Origin of the sequence: Micromonospora sp. NBC_00617, from assembly GCF_045161355.1 — a bacterium.
Taxonomy (GTDB): Bacteria; Actinomycetota; Actinomycetes; order Mycobacteriales; family Micromonosporaceae; genus Micromonospora.
In genome coordinates this window covers 4,704,573-4,718,205 of record NZ_CP107751.1, presented here as the reverse complement: position 1 = coordinate 4,718,205, position 13,633 = coordinate 4,704,573, and the positions used below count along the sequence as shown (strand labels likewise).

At 73.0% G+C, this 13,633-nt stretch carries 14 protein-coding genes and 1 tRNA gene; 11 read left to right on the top strand and 4 right to left on the bottom strand.

Going from position 1 to position 13,633, the window contains the following annotated elements:
* Positions 1–81 precede the first annotated feature (81 nt).
* Both OG505_RS21655 and OG505_RS21650 read left to right on the top strand, forming a co-directional pair.
* A complete protein-coding gene (locus OG505_RS21655; RefSeq protein WP_405427022.1) occupies positions 82–570 on the top strand; it encodes a hypothetical protein in 489 nt (162 codons plus the stop codon).
* Between the two features lie 44 nt (positions 571–614).
* On the top strand, positions 615–1,562 hold the full coding sequence (locus OG505_RS21650) for a hypothetical protein (protein ID WP_405427020.1): 948 nt from the start codon (positions 615–617) through the stop codon (positions 1,560–1,562).
* A 43-nt stretch (positions 1,563–1,605) separates the two neighbouring features.
* On the opposite strand, the gene mdlC is transcribed toward OG505_RS21650, so the two are convergent.
* Both mdlC and OG505_RS21640 read right to left on the bottom strand, forming a co-directional pair.
* On the bottom strand, positions 1,606–3,201 hold the full coding sequence (mdlC, locus tag OG505_RS21645) for a benzoylformate decarboxylase (RefSeq protein WP_405427018.1): 1,596 nt from the start codon (positions 3,199–3,201) through the stop codon (positions 1,606–1,608).
* A 140-nt stretch (positions 3,202–3,341) separates the two neighbouring features.
* Positions 3,342–4,142: an S-methyl-5'-thioadenosine phosphorylase gene (locus tag OG505_RS21640; protein ID WP_405427017.1), complete on the bottom strand. Its 801-nt coding sequence runs from the start codon at positions 4,140–4,142 to the stop codon at positions 3,342–3,344.
* Positions 4,143–4,314: 172 nt separating this feature from the next.
* Here OG505_RS21640 and OG505_RS21635 point away from each other — a divergent pair, with 172 nt between their 5' ends.
* Both OG505_RS21635 and OG505_RS21630 read left to right on the top strand, forming a co-directional pair.
* On the top strand, positions 4,315–4,905 hold the full coding sequence (locus OG505_RS21635; protein WP_405427015.1) for a YqgE/AlgH family protein: 591 nt from the start codon (positions 4,315–4,317) through the stop codon (positions 4,903–4,905).
* A gap of 87 nt (positions 4,906–4,992) precedes the next feature.
* Positions 4,993–5,065 (top strand) — tRNA-Ala (locus OG505_RS21630).
* A gap of 143 nt (positions 5,066–5,208) precedes the next feature.
* On the opposite strand, the gene OG505_RS21625 is transcribed toward OG505_RS21630, so the two are convergent.
* The gene (locus OG505_RS21625) at positions 5,209–5,331 is read right to left on the bottom strand and encodes a 50S ribosomal protein L36 (RefSeq protein ID WP_405427014.1); all 123 of its coding nucleotides are present in this window, start codon (positions 5,329–5,331) and stop codon (positions 5,209–5,211) included.
* A gap of 139 nt (positions 5,332–5,470) precedes the next feature.
* On the opposite strand from OG505_RS21625, the gene OG505_RS21620 reads away from it, so the two are divergent.
* Positions 5,471–6,391, top strand: a complete 921-nt coding sequence (locus tag OG505_RS21620) for a lytic polysaccharide monooxygenase (protein WP_405427012.1) — start codon at positions 5,471–5,473, stop codon at positions 6,389–6,391.
* Positions 6,392–6,419: 28 nt separating this feature from the next.
* On the opposite strand, the gene mgrA is transcribed toward OG505_RS21620, so the two are convergent.
* Positions 6,420–7,415 carry an L-glyceraldehyde 3-phosphate reductase gene (gene mgrA, locus OG505_RS21615; RefSeq protein ID WP_405427010.1) on the bottom strand — a complete coding sequence of 332 codons (996 nt, stop codon included), beginning with the start codon at positions 7,413–7,415 and terminating at the stop codon, positions 6,420–6,422.
* 70 nt (positions 7,416–7,485) lie between these two features.
* Between mgrA and OG505_RS21610 the strand changes: the two genes are divergently transcribed.
* The 6 genes from OG505_RS21610 to OG505_RS21585 all read left to right on the top strand — a co-directional run bounded on the left by OG505_RS21610 (position 7,486) and on the right by OG505_RS21585 (position 13,631).
* Entirely contained in the window at positions 7,486–8,466 is a 981-nt protein-coding gene (locus OG505_RS21610) for an aldo/keto reductase (protein ID WP_405427008.1), read from the top strand.
* Positions 8,463–8,969, top strand: a complete 507-nt coding sequence (locus OG505_RS21605; RefSeq protein WP_405427006.1) for a hemerythrin domain-containing protein — start codon at positions 8,463–8,465, stop codon at positions 8,967–8,969. Before OG505_RS21610 ends, OG505_RS21605 begins: the two co-directional genes overlap by 4 nt.
* 55 nt (positions 8,970–9,024) lie before the next feature.
* Positions 9,025–10,269 (top strand): histidine kinase, encoded by a 1,245-nt coding sequence (locus OG505_RS21600; protein WP_405427004.1) that lies wholly within the window; start codon positions 9,025–9,027, stop codon positions 10,267–10,269.
* Positions 10,266–10,916, top strand: a complete 651-nt coding sequence (locus tag OG505_RS21595) for a response regulator transcription factor (RefSeq protein WP_405427002.1) — start codon at positions 10,266–10,268, stop codon at positions 10,914–10,916. Before OG505_RS21600 ends, OG505_RS21595 begins: the two co-directional genes overlap by 4 nt.
* Before the next feature lie 76 nt (positions 10,917–10,992).
* Positions 10,993–12,069 (top strand): hypothetical protein, encoded by a 1,077-nt coding sequence (locus OG505_RS21590; RefSeq protein ID WP_405427000.1) that lies wholly within the window; start codon positions 10,993–10,995, stop codon positions 12,067–12,069.
* Between the two features lie 65 nt (positions 12,070–12,134).
* Positions 12,135–13,631 carry a magnesium chelatase gene (locus OG505_RS21585; RefSeq protein WP_405426998.1) on the top strand — a complete coding sequence of 499 codons (1,497 nt, stop codon included), beginning with the start codon at positions 12,135–12,137 and terminating at the stop codon, positions 13,629–13,631.
* Positions 13,632–13,633: the final 2 nt, after the last annotated feature.

The window sequence follows — 13,633 nt, the reverse complement described above, 5'->3', positions numbered from 1 at the left end:
GAGCAGGAAACGCCTCTGGACAGGGCGAACGGGCGGGTTCACCATCACGGTATGGGATAGCAGCCCCGCGCGGGAGGTGCCATGGTCACCGGTGGAGTCCAGCAGCCGTCAGTCACCGCCCGGCCGTCCGCCGCCCGCACGTATCCGGCCGGGCTTCCCGGTGAGCCGGGGCCCGCTGGGCTCGCCGGCGACCTGCACGCCCTGGCCCGTGCGGTCGAGGTGGCCACGACCGAGCCGCGCTGGCGCGAGATCGTGCTGCTTCGCCTGCGTCCGGTCGGGCAGGGCTTCGCCGAGCACGTTCGGGTCACCGAAGGGCCGGCCGGCCTCTATCGGGAGCTGCTCACCCACTCGCCCCGCCTCGACCACGGGATTCGGCTGCTGACCCGGGAGCACGCCGCGATCGTCGCCGCGATCCTGGCCGTGCAGCGGGTCGCCGAGCGGTCCGAGGCCGGCCCCGACGAACTGCGCCGCCGGGCGGGGCACCTGCTGCGAACGCTGGCCCGGCATCGGCGCCGTGGTGCCAATCTGCTCTGGCAGGCGTACCAGACGGATCTGGGCGGCGAGACCTGAGCCGGGGCGGGAACCGGCCCGGCGGCGGTCCCGTCGAACCTGGCATGCGTCGACCGCTTCTGCTGCTCGTACTGCCGCTGCTGTCCATGGTGGGTTGCGCCGCGACCGGCGCGGAGCCCGCCGCCGGACCCACCACGACGGCGCATAGCGCCTTCGACCAGCGGGCCAGCGCGGTCGCCGCGGCGTGGCGGCCCGACCCCGGCTGGCGGGACGGCTACGTCCCCCTCCAGGGGCCGACGGTGCTCGCCGGCGATCCGCGCTTCACGCCCGACACCGAGACGGCCTTCCGGGCCGGCTGGTACCGCGCCCAGGTTGCCATCCCGCCCACCCGCGTCAATGCCGAGATCCGGTTCCCGGACGGGCGGTTGACCCTGCCGCTGGTCAGTGCCGCCGAGGCGTACCGGCAGCTCGACCGGGGTGACCCGTTGCCCTGCCCCGGGCGGCCGAAGCGACCCGGGCTGCCGACTCCCGGCGGTCCCACCGTCGAGCCCGGACCGGACGGCTGGACGACCAGCACGACGGAGACTGCCTGCCTTCCGCTGACCGTCACCGGGGTGACCCTCGGTGCCGTGCCGGTCCGCACGAGTCGAGGTGAGGCGCAGGTGCCGGCCTGGTTGTTCACGGTGGAGGAGCTGGCTACCCCGGTGGCCCAACTCGCCGTCGCGCCGACGGCCGTCACGCCCGTCCCCTCGGCGCCCACGCCGCCCCAGCCCCTGCCGGAGGGTCTGGTGGCCGCCCAGGACATGGTGGCGGTGGACGGCGCACGGATGACCGTCCGGCTCGGCGTCGGCGCCTGCGACACCGACATCACCCCGGTGGTGTCGGAACGGCCGGACGTGGTCGTGGTCGGCGGCGCGGTCACCCGGTCCGCCGGCGTCTGCACCGACGTGCTCAAGCTGGAGCCGGTCACCGTCACCCTGGCCGCTCCGCTGGGGGCGCGGCCGGTGCTGGACGTCTTCACCGGCGCCCCGCTGACGATCGCCGCCCGGTGACGGCCGCCGGGCCTCTGCCGCTGACCGCCCGCGCGGGGTTCGGTCAGAGGATCGTGGGCACGTTGGTGCTGATCGGGACCGGCAGCACAGTGGGTCCCTCGGCGCGCAGGCCGGCGGCGAGGGCGGCCCCGAGCTGGTCGGGAGTCTGCACCACCTCGGTGGCGCAGCCGTAGCCGGCCGCGATGGCGGTGACGTCCAGCCCCGGCAGATCCAGGCCGGGCACCCCGCGAGTGTCCTTGAGGTCGGCGAACGCCTTGAGGATCGCGTACTGCTGATTGACCGGGACGACGACCACCACGGGCAGTGCCAGCCGGGCGGCGGTCCACAGCGCCTGCACCGAGTAGTGGAACGAGCCGTCGCCGATCACCGCCACCACCGGCCGGCGACGCCCGGTGTCCCGCTCGGCCAGCGCCACCCCGACCGCGGCCGGCAGGCCGTAGCCGAGACCGCCGCTGGCCATCGTGAAGTACGACGCCGGCCGAGTGATGCGCAGGTGGCGGCGCAGTGCGGACAGGTTGGACGGCGACTCCTGGACCAGCACCCCGTCGGCCGGCCAGTGTGCGGCCAGCGCGGCGAACATCGCGTCGGCGCTCAGCGGCACGGTGACCTCCGGCGGGGGCGGAGCGGCCCGCGGTGCCGGCGGCTGTCGGTTGGCGGCCGGAACCCGGTCGAGCAGCGCGGCGAGAGTCAGCCCGGGGTCGCCGAGCAGGCTGTCCCCGACCGGGGCGCGGGCGGCCTCGTCCGGGTCGTCCGTGACGTGCAGCAGGCGGGCGCCCTCGGGCAGGTGATTACCCGGGACGTGCGGGTAGTAGCGGAACACCGGGGCACCGACGACCAGGACGGTGTCGTGCCCCTGCAACGCCTCGGCCAGCGGCCTGATGGCGAACGGCAGGACCCCGCGGAACTGCGGATGATCCTCCGGGAACGCGGCCCGTTCCGGTGCGGGGGCCGACCAGACCGGTGCGGCCAGCCGCTCGGCCAGGGCGACGGCCGCCGGCCAGCTGCCGGAGCGGTCCACGCCGGGCCCGAACACCAGCACCGGATTACGGCTGTCGGCCAGCACCCGCGCGAACATGTCCAACCGCTGCGGATCCGGCCCGAAGCGGGTCGCCACCGAGCGCGACGCGGGCGGCGCCTCGGCGGGCTGGGCCCAGTCGTCCATCGGCAGGGAGAGAAAGACCGGCCCGGCGGGCGGCTGCACGGCGGTCGCGTACGCCCGCAGCAGCGCCGCCGGTATGTCCTGCGCGCGGACCGGCTCGTAGCTCCACTTGACGTACGGCTCGGGCAGCTCGACCGCCCGTCGGCTGGTCAGCCGGGGCTCCAGCAGCAGCATCTCCCGGGTCTGCTGGCCGGCGGTGACGATCAGGGGCGTCTTGTTGTGCCAGGCGGTGACCAGGTTGCCCATCCCGTTGCCCATTCCGGGGGCGGTGTGCAGGTTGACGTGCGCGGGCCTGCCCGCCGCCTGGGCGTACCCGTCGGCCATCGCCACCGCCGTGGCCTCCTGCAACGCGTGCACGTAGTGGAAGTCGGCCGGGAAGTCCCGCAGGAACGGTTCCTCGGTGGAGCCGGGGTTGCCGAAGACGGTGGTCATGCCGAGGGTGCGGAGCACGTCGTACGTCGCGTCCCGGACCGTTGCCATCGTCACCTGCCTCGTGTCGCGCGCAGGGGCGACCGTGGCCACCCTCCCGATCAGCCGAATCTATCGGGATGTGACGGACCTTTCGGGTGTTTCCCGCCGTCGGGGGTCCGCCTCACCCACCGGGACACGTGCGGCGCAGGTCAGGGCAGTGCGAAGGGCAGTGTGATTCCGTCCAGCGCCCGGCCGCACGCGCAGTCCTGCTCGGCGGGCAGCGCCGCCACCGCGTCCACCAGCACGTCCCGCAGGCGCTCGGTGTTGGCCGCGAACACCCGGAACACCTCGTCCTGGGTCACCGACTCGCCCGCCTGCACCCCGGCGTCCAGGTCGGTGATCAACGCGATGGACGAGTAGCAGAGCGCCATCTCCCGGGCGAGCACCGCCTCCGGGTGACCAGTCATGTTCACGACAGTGCCGCCGATCGACGCGAACCAGCGGGACTCGGCACGGGTGGAGAACCGTGGGCCCTCGACCACCACCACCGTCCCGCCGTCCACGGCCGTGACGTCCCGGCCGGCCGCCGCGGCGAGCAGGGCGTGGCGGCCCCGCGGGCAGTACGGGTCGGCGAACGGCACGTGCACCGCGCCCTCGTCGTAGTAGGTCTGCACCCGCCCGCTGGTGCGGTCGATGAGCTGGTCCGGGACCACGAACGTGCCCGGCCCCAGCTCCGGACGCAGCCCACCGACCGCGCACGGCGCCAACACCTGGCGTACGCCCAGGGACCGCAGCGCCCACATGTTGGCCCGGTACGGGATCCGGTGCGGCGGGTACCGGTGGTCGGAACCGTGCCGGGGCAGGAACGCGACCCGCCGCCCCGCCACCTCCGCGATGGTCACCGCGTCCGAGGGTGGACCGTAAGGGGTGCCCAGCTCATGAGGGGTGCCGTCGAGGAGGGCGTACAGGCCGGAGCCGCCGATCACCGCGAGGTCCGCCGTCGGTGCCATGGAGCCTCCGTCGCAACTGTCCGATCACCCGCCGGTCAGACCTTAGCCAGCACCGGGGACGCAGGCTATGGTGCCAGGCATGGCGTTGACAGCGCGGCTGATCCCGATGCACCGTGCGGATCCGGCGAATGACCGGTCCCCGGCGCGGGCTCACGGTTGACGGGTAGGTGAGATGCAGGGAGAGGGCCAGGCGATCGGCGGACGAGCGATGGAGTCGATGACCGGGCGGCTGCTGGTCGCGACTCCGGCGCTCAAAGACCCGAACTTCGACCGTACGGTGGTGCTGCTGGTCGCCCACGAGCCGGGCGGCGCGCTCGGCGTGGTCCTCAACCGGGCGACCGAGGTGCCGGTCGCCGAGGTGCTGGGTGACTGGAGTGACCTGGCCCGCCACCCCGCGGTGCTCTTCGAGGGCGGCCCGGTGCAGCCCGACTCGGCGATCTGCCTGGCCCGGATGCGGCAACCGCTGCGCCGGCTCAAGGGCTTCCACCAGGTCTCCGGCGCGGTCGGCACGATCGACCTCTCGGTCGACCCGGAAAAGCTGCGGGAGAGCATCGGCGGGATCCGGGTCTTCGCCGGCTACTCGGGCTGGGGCAGCGGGCAGTTGGAGCAGGAGATCGCCGACGGGTCCTGGTTCCTGCTGGACGCCCTGCCCGGCGACGCCTTCGTCGACCGCCCGGACGACCTGTGGCCGATGGTGCTGCGCCGGCAGGGCGGCATGATGGCCGCCGTCGCCCACTTCCCGCCGGACGTGTCCCTCAACTGACCCGGCTGGGCGGGACCCCCGCGAGATGACCATGCCGGCCGGTCTGTGTATAGTTTCCCAGTGCCCGGGCGACCGGGACGACAGCAAGGGGCCGTGGCGCAGCTGGTAGCGCACCACACTGGCAGTGTGGGGGTCAGGGGTTCGAGTCCCCTCGGCTCCACCCTTGCGAAACGCCCTGGCGGGGATCATTCCCTGCCAGGGCGTTCTGCTTCACCGGTGAGCTGAGCCCGGAACAGCGCCGGGGCGGCTGCGGGCCTCGTGCCCGCATCCGCCCCGGCGGAGGTATATCCGATAAGTGAGTTATCAGCCCTGACGGCTCTTCCACTGCGGGTTCGCGCGGTTCACCACGACCATCCGGCCGCGACGACGGACCACCACCGAACCCGGCTTCTGCTTCAGCGCACGCAACGAGCTACGTACCTTCATGTCTGCCTCCTCGGCCTGGGGGTCTGGCCTGAATCCGTACCGCCAATCGAAACGCCGAGGCCCGCCGGGCGATTCCCGGGCCCCGAGCGGTCGAACCTTTGGCGTCCCGCGTCCGTACCACTGCGCGGGAGGTCAATCCATGAGCGTGCGTCGAGTGCTCGCCGCCGTGCTGGTCGCCGTGGCGGCCGCACCGCTGGGCGCGGCGCCCGCCTGGGCGCACGGCGCCCCCACCGACCCGATCAGCCGGGCGGCGGCCTGCGGGCCGGAGGGCCGGCACGCCGCCAGTGCGGCCTGCAAGGCGGCGGTGGCGGCGGGCGCGGCGGTACGGGAGTGGGACAACGTACGCGTCGCGGCCATCAACGGTCGGGACCGGGAACGGATCCCGGACGGTGAGCTGTGCAGCGGTGGGCTGTCCGCGTACCGGGGGCTGGACCTGCCTCGCACCGACTGGCCGAGCACCGAGGTGACCACGGGCGCGACGTTCACCTTCCGATACCGGACGACGATCGAGCACCGGGGCACCTTCCGGCTCTACGTCACCAAGCCGGACTACGACCCCCGCAAGCCGCTGACCTGGTCGGATCTGGAGTCGCGGCCGTTTCTGACCCGGACCGACCCGCCGGTGCGGGGCGGGGCGTACCAGTTGGCGGGGCGGCTGCCGGCGGACCGCAGCGGCCGGCACCTGATCTACACGATCTGGCAGAACTCGAACACCCCGGACACCTACTACTCCTGCTCGGACGTCGTGTTCCGCACGGCGCGCAGCGGCGCGACGAAGAGCGCGACGAAGGCGGCCCCGGCTGCTCCGCGTACCGCCGCGAGCCAGCCGGCTGCCACCGACCGGGCGGCGGTGGCGGCGGCGGCCGACCCGGGTGTGCCGGTGGCGTCGGTGACCGACCTGCGGGCGCGGTGGCCGGTGCTGGCCGGCGCCGCTGTCGTGCTGGTCCTGGCGCTGGTCGGCGTGGGCCGGCGGCGGCGCGGCGCGGCGGCACCGGCGGCACCGGCGGGACGGCAGTGCGAGGTCCGCAACCATCGGGCCGGGCGGCGCCGGATTTGGTGATCCGGCCCGCCGCTCGACCCGACGGCGCTCAGCCCAGCAGCCGGTCGATCTCGGCCAGCTCCTCGGCGGTGAAGTCGAGGTTGTTCACGGCGGCGATGTTGGTCTCCAACTGCTCGACGCTGCTCGCACCGATGATGAGGCTGGTCATCCGCGGGTCGCGCAGCGCCCAGGCCAGGGCGAGCTGCGCGAGGGACTGGCCGCGCCGCTCGGCGAGGGTGCCGAGCCCTCGGATGGTGGTCATCTTCTCGTCGCTGAGGTCGCTCTCGTTGAGAAAGACGCTGGTGCGCACCCGCGAGTCGGCCGGGATGCCACCGAGGTAGCGGTCGGTCAGCAGACCCTGAGCGAGGGGGCTGTACGCGATGCAGCCGGCCCCGACCTGCTCCAACGTGTCGAGCAGGCCGTCGGACTCGGTCCAACGGTTGAGCATCGAGTACGACGGCTGGTTGATCAGCAGCGGCGTGCCCAGCTCGCGCAGGATCGCGGCGGCCCGCGCGGTCTGCTCCGAGTTGTAGTTCGAGATGCCCACGTACAGCGCCTTGCCGGAGCGGACGATCGCGTCCAACGCACCCATCGTCTCCTCGAGCGGGGTGTCCGGGTCGAAGCGGTGCGAGTAGAAGATGTCGACGTAGTCCAGGCCCATCCGGCCCAGCGACTGGTCCAGCGACGAGATCAGGTTCTTGCGCGAGCCCCACTCGCCATACGGGCCGGGCCACATCAGGTAGCCGGCCTTGCTGGAGATGACCAGCTCGTCCCGGTACGGCTTGAGGTCCGTGGCGAGCAGCCGGCCGAAGTTCTCCTCCGCAGCGCCCGGCGGCGGACCGTAGTTGTTGGCCAGGTCGAAGTGGGTGACGCCCAGGTCGAAGGCACGTCGGACGATGTCGCGCTGCCGGTCGAACGGGCGGTCCGGGCCGAAGTTGTGCCAGAGGCCGAGGGAGACGACGGGCAGTCGCAGGCCACTGCGTCCGCTGCGCCGGTAGGTCATGGTGTCGTAGCGGTCATCCGGGGCGAGGTAAGTCACGATCATGAGCCTAGCCGCGGCCCGTCGTGTACGGGATCGGGCGTGGAAACCAGGACAACGGGGTAGTTTCGAGGCCATGCGGTTCATCGCCCTCGACACCCCCAAACCGCTCTCCAAGATCGGCCTCGGCACCTGGCAGTTCGGCTCCCGCGAGTGGGGCTACGGTCCCGACTTCGAGCAGCGGGCCGGGCAGATCGTCCGGCGGGCCGTCGAACTGGGCGTGACCGTCTTCGACACCGCGGAGATCTACGGGTTCGGGCGCAGCGAGCGGATCCTCGGCGCGGCGCTCGGCGACGACCGGCCCAAGGTCATGGTCGCAAGCAAGATCTTCCCCGTGCTGCCGGTGGCCGCGGTGGTGCAGCAGCGGGCGGTCGCCTCGGCGGCCCGCCTCGGCGTCACCAGCATCGACCTCTACCAGGTGCACCAACCCAACCCGCTGGTCGCCGACCACACCACCATGCGCGGCATGCGGGCCCTGCAGGACGTCGGGCTGGTCGGTGAGGTCGGGGTGAGCAACTACGGGCTGCGCCGCTGGCAGGTCGCCGAGGCCGCACTCGGCCGGCGGGTGCTCAGCAACCAGGTCCGCTACAGCATGCTGGACCGCGCGCCCGAGCAGGACCTGCTGCCGTACGCGCGGCAGACCGGCCGGGTCGTCATCGCGTACAGCCCGCTGGCGCAGGGCTTCCTGTCCGGCCGGTACGACGCGAAGAACCCGCCGACCGGCGCGATCCGCCGCGCCAACCCGTACTTCCTGCCGGAGAACCTGGAGCGGGGCGCCGTCCTGATCGACACGCTGCGCCAGGTCGCCGAGGCACACGACGCCACCCCCAGCCAGATCGCGCTGGCGTACCTGCTGCGCCACCCGAACGTGCTGGCCATTCCCGGCGCGTCCAGCGTGGAGCAGATGGAACGCAACGCCGCGGCAGCCGACCTCGACCTCACCGACGACGAGTACGCGGCGCTGGCCGAGGCCGCCAAGCGGTTCCGCCCGGTCACCGGGCTCGCCGCGCTGCCCCGGATGCTACGTAACCGGATCGCCGGCCCGACGGAGAAATGAGCACAGTGGACGACATCACCGCACTGATCCTGGACGACCACGCCGCCTTCCGGCGCGGCTTCGCCCGCCTCGACGACGCCCGCGACGAGCAGGAGCTGCTGGCCATCTGGGAGGCGCTCGCCCTGCACCTGGACATCCACGCCGAGGCGGAGGAGGCGATCCTCTACCCGCACCTGGTCAAGCACGGTGACGACGGCGAGGACGAGACCGTCGACGCGATCGGCGACCACAACAAGATCCGGGACGCCATCGCCGAGTCCAAGCTGCACCCGGTCGGCTCGAAGCCCTGGTGGGAGGCCGTCGGCACGGCCCGCCGGGAGAACAGCGAGCACCTCGCCGAGGAGGAGGACGAGGCGCTGCCCGACTTCCGCCGGCACGCCAGCTTCGAACTGCGCGCCGAACTGGGCCAACGCTGGCTGACCTTCTACGGCGAGCACAAGAACGGCCGCGACCTGCCGTTCCGCGACAAGGACCCGCAGGGGTACGTCGCCGACCACCGCTGAGATCTCCCCGGCACGGGGGAGTCGCCCGCCCCGATCCCGGCAGCAGAATGACCGGGTGAGTGTTCGAGCCGCACTGGCCCTGCTGATCGCCGGCACCACCTGGCGACGCGGCGTGTTCCTGCTGCTGGGTGGGGTACTGGCACTGCCGTACGGGCTCCTCGTGGTGATCTTCGCCCAACTGCTCGCCGATTCGGCGATCCCCCGCCCGCTGGTGTACGCCCTGCTGGTGATCGCGGTCCTGATCGCCGTGGTGCCGCTGCTGCTGGACGGCAGCCGGGAACTGGAGATCGCCGCCGCGCGCGCGTTGCTCGGTGTCGACCTGCCCGAGCCCGCGCCCGGGCACCGGGGCGACCGGGAAACCCGGGTGCGCAGCGCCCTCTGGATCTCCACCCACCTCATCGTCGGCGCCCTGGTGATGTTCGCGTTGATCAGCGCACTGCCGATGGCACTGGCGTTCATCGCCCAGCAGTTCGGCATCGGCGCCGAAATGACCAGCCGGGAACGGTTCGGACCGCTCCACGGGTGGGACAGCGGCTGGATCACCCTGACCGGGGTGGCCCTGCTGGTCGGCCTCGGCTACGCCGTCGCGGGGCTCGGCGCGCTCGCCGTGTCCATGGCACCGGTGCTGCTCGGCCCCGCCCAGGCGGAGCGCATCGCGGCCCTGGAGGCGCGGGCCACCCGACTCGCCGAACGCAACCGGCTGGCCCGGGAACTGCACGACTCGGTCGGCCACGCGCTGACCGTGGCCACCCTCCAGGCTGGGGCAGCCCGCCAACTCCTCGACACCGACCCGGAGTTCGCCCGGCGGGCGCTCGCCGCCATCGAGGAGGTCGGCCGAACCGCCATGGACGAGCTGGACCACGTGCTCGGGCTGCTCCGGGAAACCGGCGGTCGTCCTGCGGCGGCGGCGCCGCAGCGTACCCTCGCCGACCTGGACCGGCTGGTCACCGACACCCGCGCGGCCGGCCTGACGGTGCACGCGCATCGCGTCGGTGACCCGGCGCGGCTGCCCGCGGCGGTCTCCCGGGAGGGGTACCGGATCGTCCAGGAAGGACTGACCAACGCCGCCCGGTACGGGCACGGGCCGGTGACGCTGCGGCTGGACCTGCGGCCGGACGCGCTCGAACTGGAGCTGGTCAACGCAATGAGACACCCCGACCGGGCCGACACGGGGCGGTCCGGTCGGGGTCTGGACGGTATGCGGGAAAGGGTGCTACTGCTCGGTGGTCAACTCACCGTGGGGCCGGACGGCGACCGTTGGCTGATCCGGGCCCGCCTGCCCTACCAGGAGACACGATGACCACCGGCGTGCTGATCGTCGACGACGACGAGTTGATCCGGGTCGGGCTGCGGGCCATCATCGACGCCCAACCCGATCTGCGGGTGCTCGCCGAGGCCGCCGACGGCGCCGAGGTGCCGCCCCTGGTCGCCCGGCACCGCCCGGACGTGGTGCTGATGGACGTACGGATGCCCGGCATCGACGGCATTCAGGCCACCCGGCACCTGCTGGCCACCTCCGTCGACCCGCCCCGGGTGCTGGTGGTCACCACGTTCGCCAACGACGAGTACGTCTACGAGGCGCTGCGCGCCGGCGCCTCCGGCTTCCTGCTCAAACGGGCCCGGCCGGCGGAGGTGGTCGAGGCGGTCCGGGTCGTCGCGGCGGGCGAGTCGCTGCTCTTCCCGGCCGCGATCCGCCAGCTCGTCGGGGCGTACGGGCCGGCGGGCGGCGACCGACTGCGTGCCGCCCGGCTCACCGAGCGGGAGGCCGAGGTGCTGCGGCTGATGACCACCGGCCGGTCCAACCCGGAGATCGCCGCGCACCTGGTGGTCGGGGTGGAGACGGTCAAGACGCACGTCGGCAACGTGCTGGCCAAGCTGGGTGTCCGGGACCGCACGCAGGCCGTGATCGCCGCCTACGAGTCCGGCTTCGTCACCCCGTCCGGCTGACCGGTCCCCCGACCGGGGGAGCGGGTTCACCATCGGCCGGGAGGGATTGGACCGGCTGTCGGTCGAGGCTGAGAGCATGACGACGATCACTGCATCCCGACCCCGTTCCGACTCCCGCTGGCCGGACCGGCTCGCCCCACTGGCCGCCGGTTGGCTCGGCCTGTGGGGCGTCCTCGCCCTGCTCGGCACACTCACCGGCGCCGGCTACCCGTTCGGCGCGAACGACACGCACGGCGGCGACGCCAACCTGCTGCGCCTGGTGCCGGTGCACCTGGCCACTCCGCTCTTCGCCGGCGTCCTGCTGACCGCCGCGGTGGCCGCCCTGGCCATGAGCCGCCCCGCGGTCCGCCCGCCCGGCCCGCTGCGGGCTCTGCTCGCCGGCTACGGCTGGACCGTCGCGTTCGTGCTCGCCGTGGTCGTCCCGGACGCCCAGGTGCTGGCCATCCTCGGCTACCTGCCCATGCTGATCATCGGGGCGCCGTTCGGCTGGCCGCAGGTCGACTACGCCGAGATCTTCACCTGGGCGCTGTTCGCCCGGTTCGCCGCGCTGGTCGGCGGCCTGCTGCTGGCCGGTGCGGTGCTCGCCTGGCAGCGCCGCACCGCCGACACCTGCGTCGGCTGTGGTCGCGGCGACACCGACCGCGGCTGGACCACCCCGGCCGCCGCCACGCGCTGGGGCCGGTGGGCCGCCGGCATCGCCGCCGCCATTCCGCTGACGTACGCGCTGACCCGGTTCGCCTGGGCGGCCGGCATCCCGCTGGGCATCTCCCGGGAGTTCCTGACCGAGATGCAGGACAGCGGGCTGGTCTGGGCCGGGTTCGGGCTGGGCGCGTTCGCCACCGTCGGCGCGATCCTCACCCTCGGGCTGGTGCAGCGCTGGGGCGAGCGGTTTCCCCGCTGGATGGTCGGGCTCGCCGGCCGCCGGGTGCCGGTGCTGCTGGCCGTGGCACCGGCCACCCTGGTCGCCATCGAGGTGACCGCGGCCAGCCTGGGACTGCTCAGCAACCCCAAATTCTGGGAACTCACCGGCGGGGCCAGCCTGACCGGGGCGCCGATGCTGCTCTGGCCGCTGTGGGGCGTGGCGCTCGGCGCGGCGACGTACGCGTACCACCTGCGTCGCCGGGGGGCCTGCGGGCGCTGCGGCCGAGGCTGAGGGTGGCAGTGGGGGTGCCCCCGATGCCCGGGGCACCCCCGCGAATGTGAGCTAGCGTTACTCGGGTGACTGCGCCTACTCCGGTAACCCCGGTTTCACCGGCCGACCTGCCCGGCACGCTCGGCGCGCTGCGCGCGGCCGGTCACCAGTACCGCACCGTCAAGCAGGAACTCCGCGACAACCTCCTCGCCCGGATGCGCTCCGGCGAGACCCGTTTCCCCGGCATCGTCGGCTACGACGACAGCGTCCTTCCCGAGGTCGAGCGGGCCCTGCTCGCCGGGCACGACATGGTGCTGCTCGGTGAGCGCGGCCAGGGCAAGACCCGACTGATCCGCGCGCTGGGCGGGCTGCTCGACGAGTGGACCCCCGTCATTCCCGGTTCGGTCCTCAACGAGCACCCGATGCGCCCGCTCACCCCCGCGTCGGTCGCCCAGGTCGCCGAGGCCGGCGACGAGTTGCCGATCGGCTGGCTGCACCGCTCGATGCGCTACGGCGAGAAGCTCGCCACCCCCGACACCAGCGTCGGCGACCTGATCGGTGACGTCGACCCGATCCGGATCGCCCAGGGACGCACCCTCGGTGACCCGGAGACCATCCACTTCGGGTTGGTGCCGCGCACCAACCGGGGCATCTTCGCCGTCAACGAGCTGCCCGACCTGGCCGAGCGGATCCAGGTGGCGCTGCTCAACGTGCTGGAGGAGCGGGACATCCAGGTCCGCGGCTACCAGCTGCGCCTCCCGCTGGATCTGCTCCTGGTGGCCAGCGCCAACCCGGAGGACTACACCAACCGGGGCCGGATCATCACCCCGCTCAAGGACCGGTTCGGCGCGGAGATCCGTACCCATTATCCGGTCGACCTGGAGTTGGAGCTGGCGCTGATCCGTCAGGAGGCCGACCTGGTCGCCGAGGTGCCGGAGCACGTGCTGGAGGTGCTGGCCCGGTTCGCCCGCGCCGTGCGGGAGTCCCCGTCGGTGGACCCGCGCTCCGGTGTCTCCGCCCGGTTCGCGATCGCCGCCGCCGAGACGGTCGCCGGTGCCGCGCTGCGCCGCGCCGGCCTGCTCGCCGCCGCCGGCAAGGTGTTAGGAGGGGCCCCCTCTACAACGGAAAGCGATAACAAGGGGCCCTTCCTTGCGTCGGAGGGTGCGGTGGCGCGGGTCGGCGACGCGGTGTCGGTGACCAGCACGCTGCGCGGCAAGGTGGAGTTCGAGAGCGGCGAGGAGGGGCGGGAGATCGAGATCCTCGCCCACCTGCTGCGGAACGCCACCGCCGAGACGTTCCGCGCCCACCTGGCCGGCCTGGACCTGTCCGGGTTCACCGCCCTGGTCGAGGACGGGACGGCGATCGAGACCGGCGAGCTGGTCGGTTCCACCGAGCTGCTGCGTCAGGTGGGCACCGTGCCCGGGTTGGCGAAGGTCCTCGATCGGCTCGGCCTGGGCGACGCGCCCACCCCGGAGGAGGCGGCGGCCGCCGTCGAGTTCGTGCTGGAAGGGCTGCACCTGACCCGCCGGCTCGGCAAGGACGTCACGGATACCGGGCGCACCGTCTACGGGGGGCGGGGCTGACC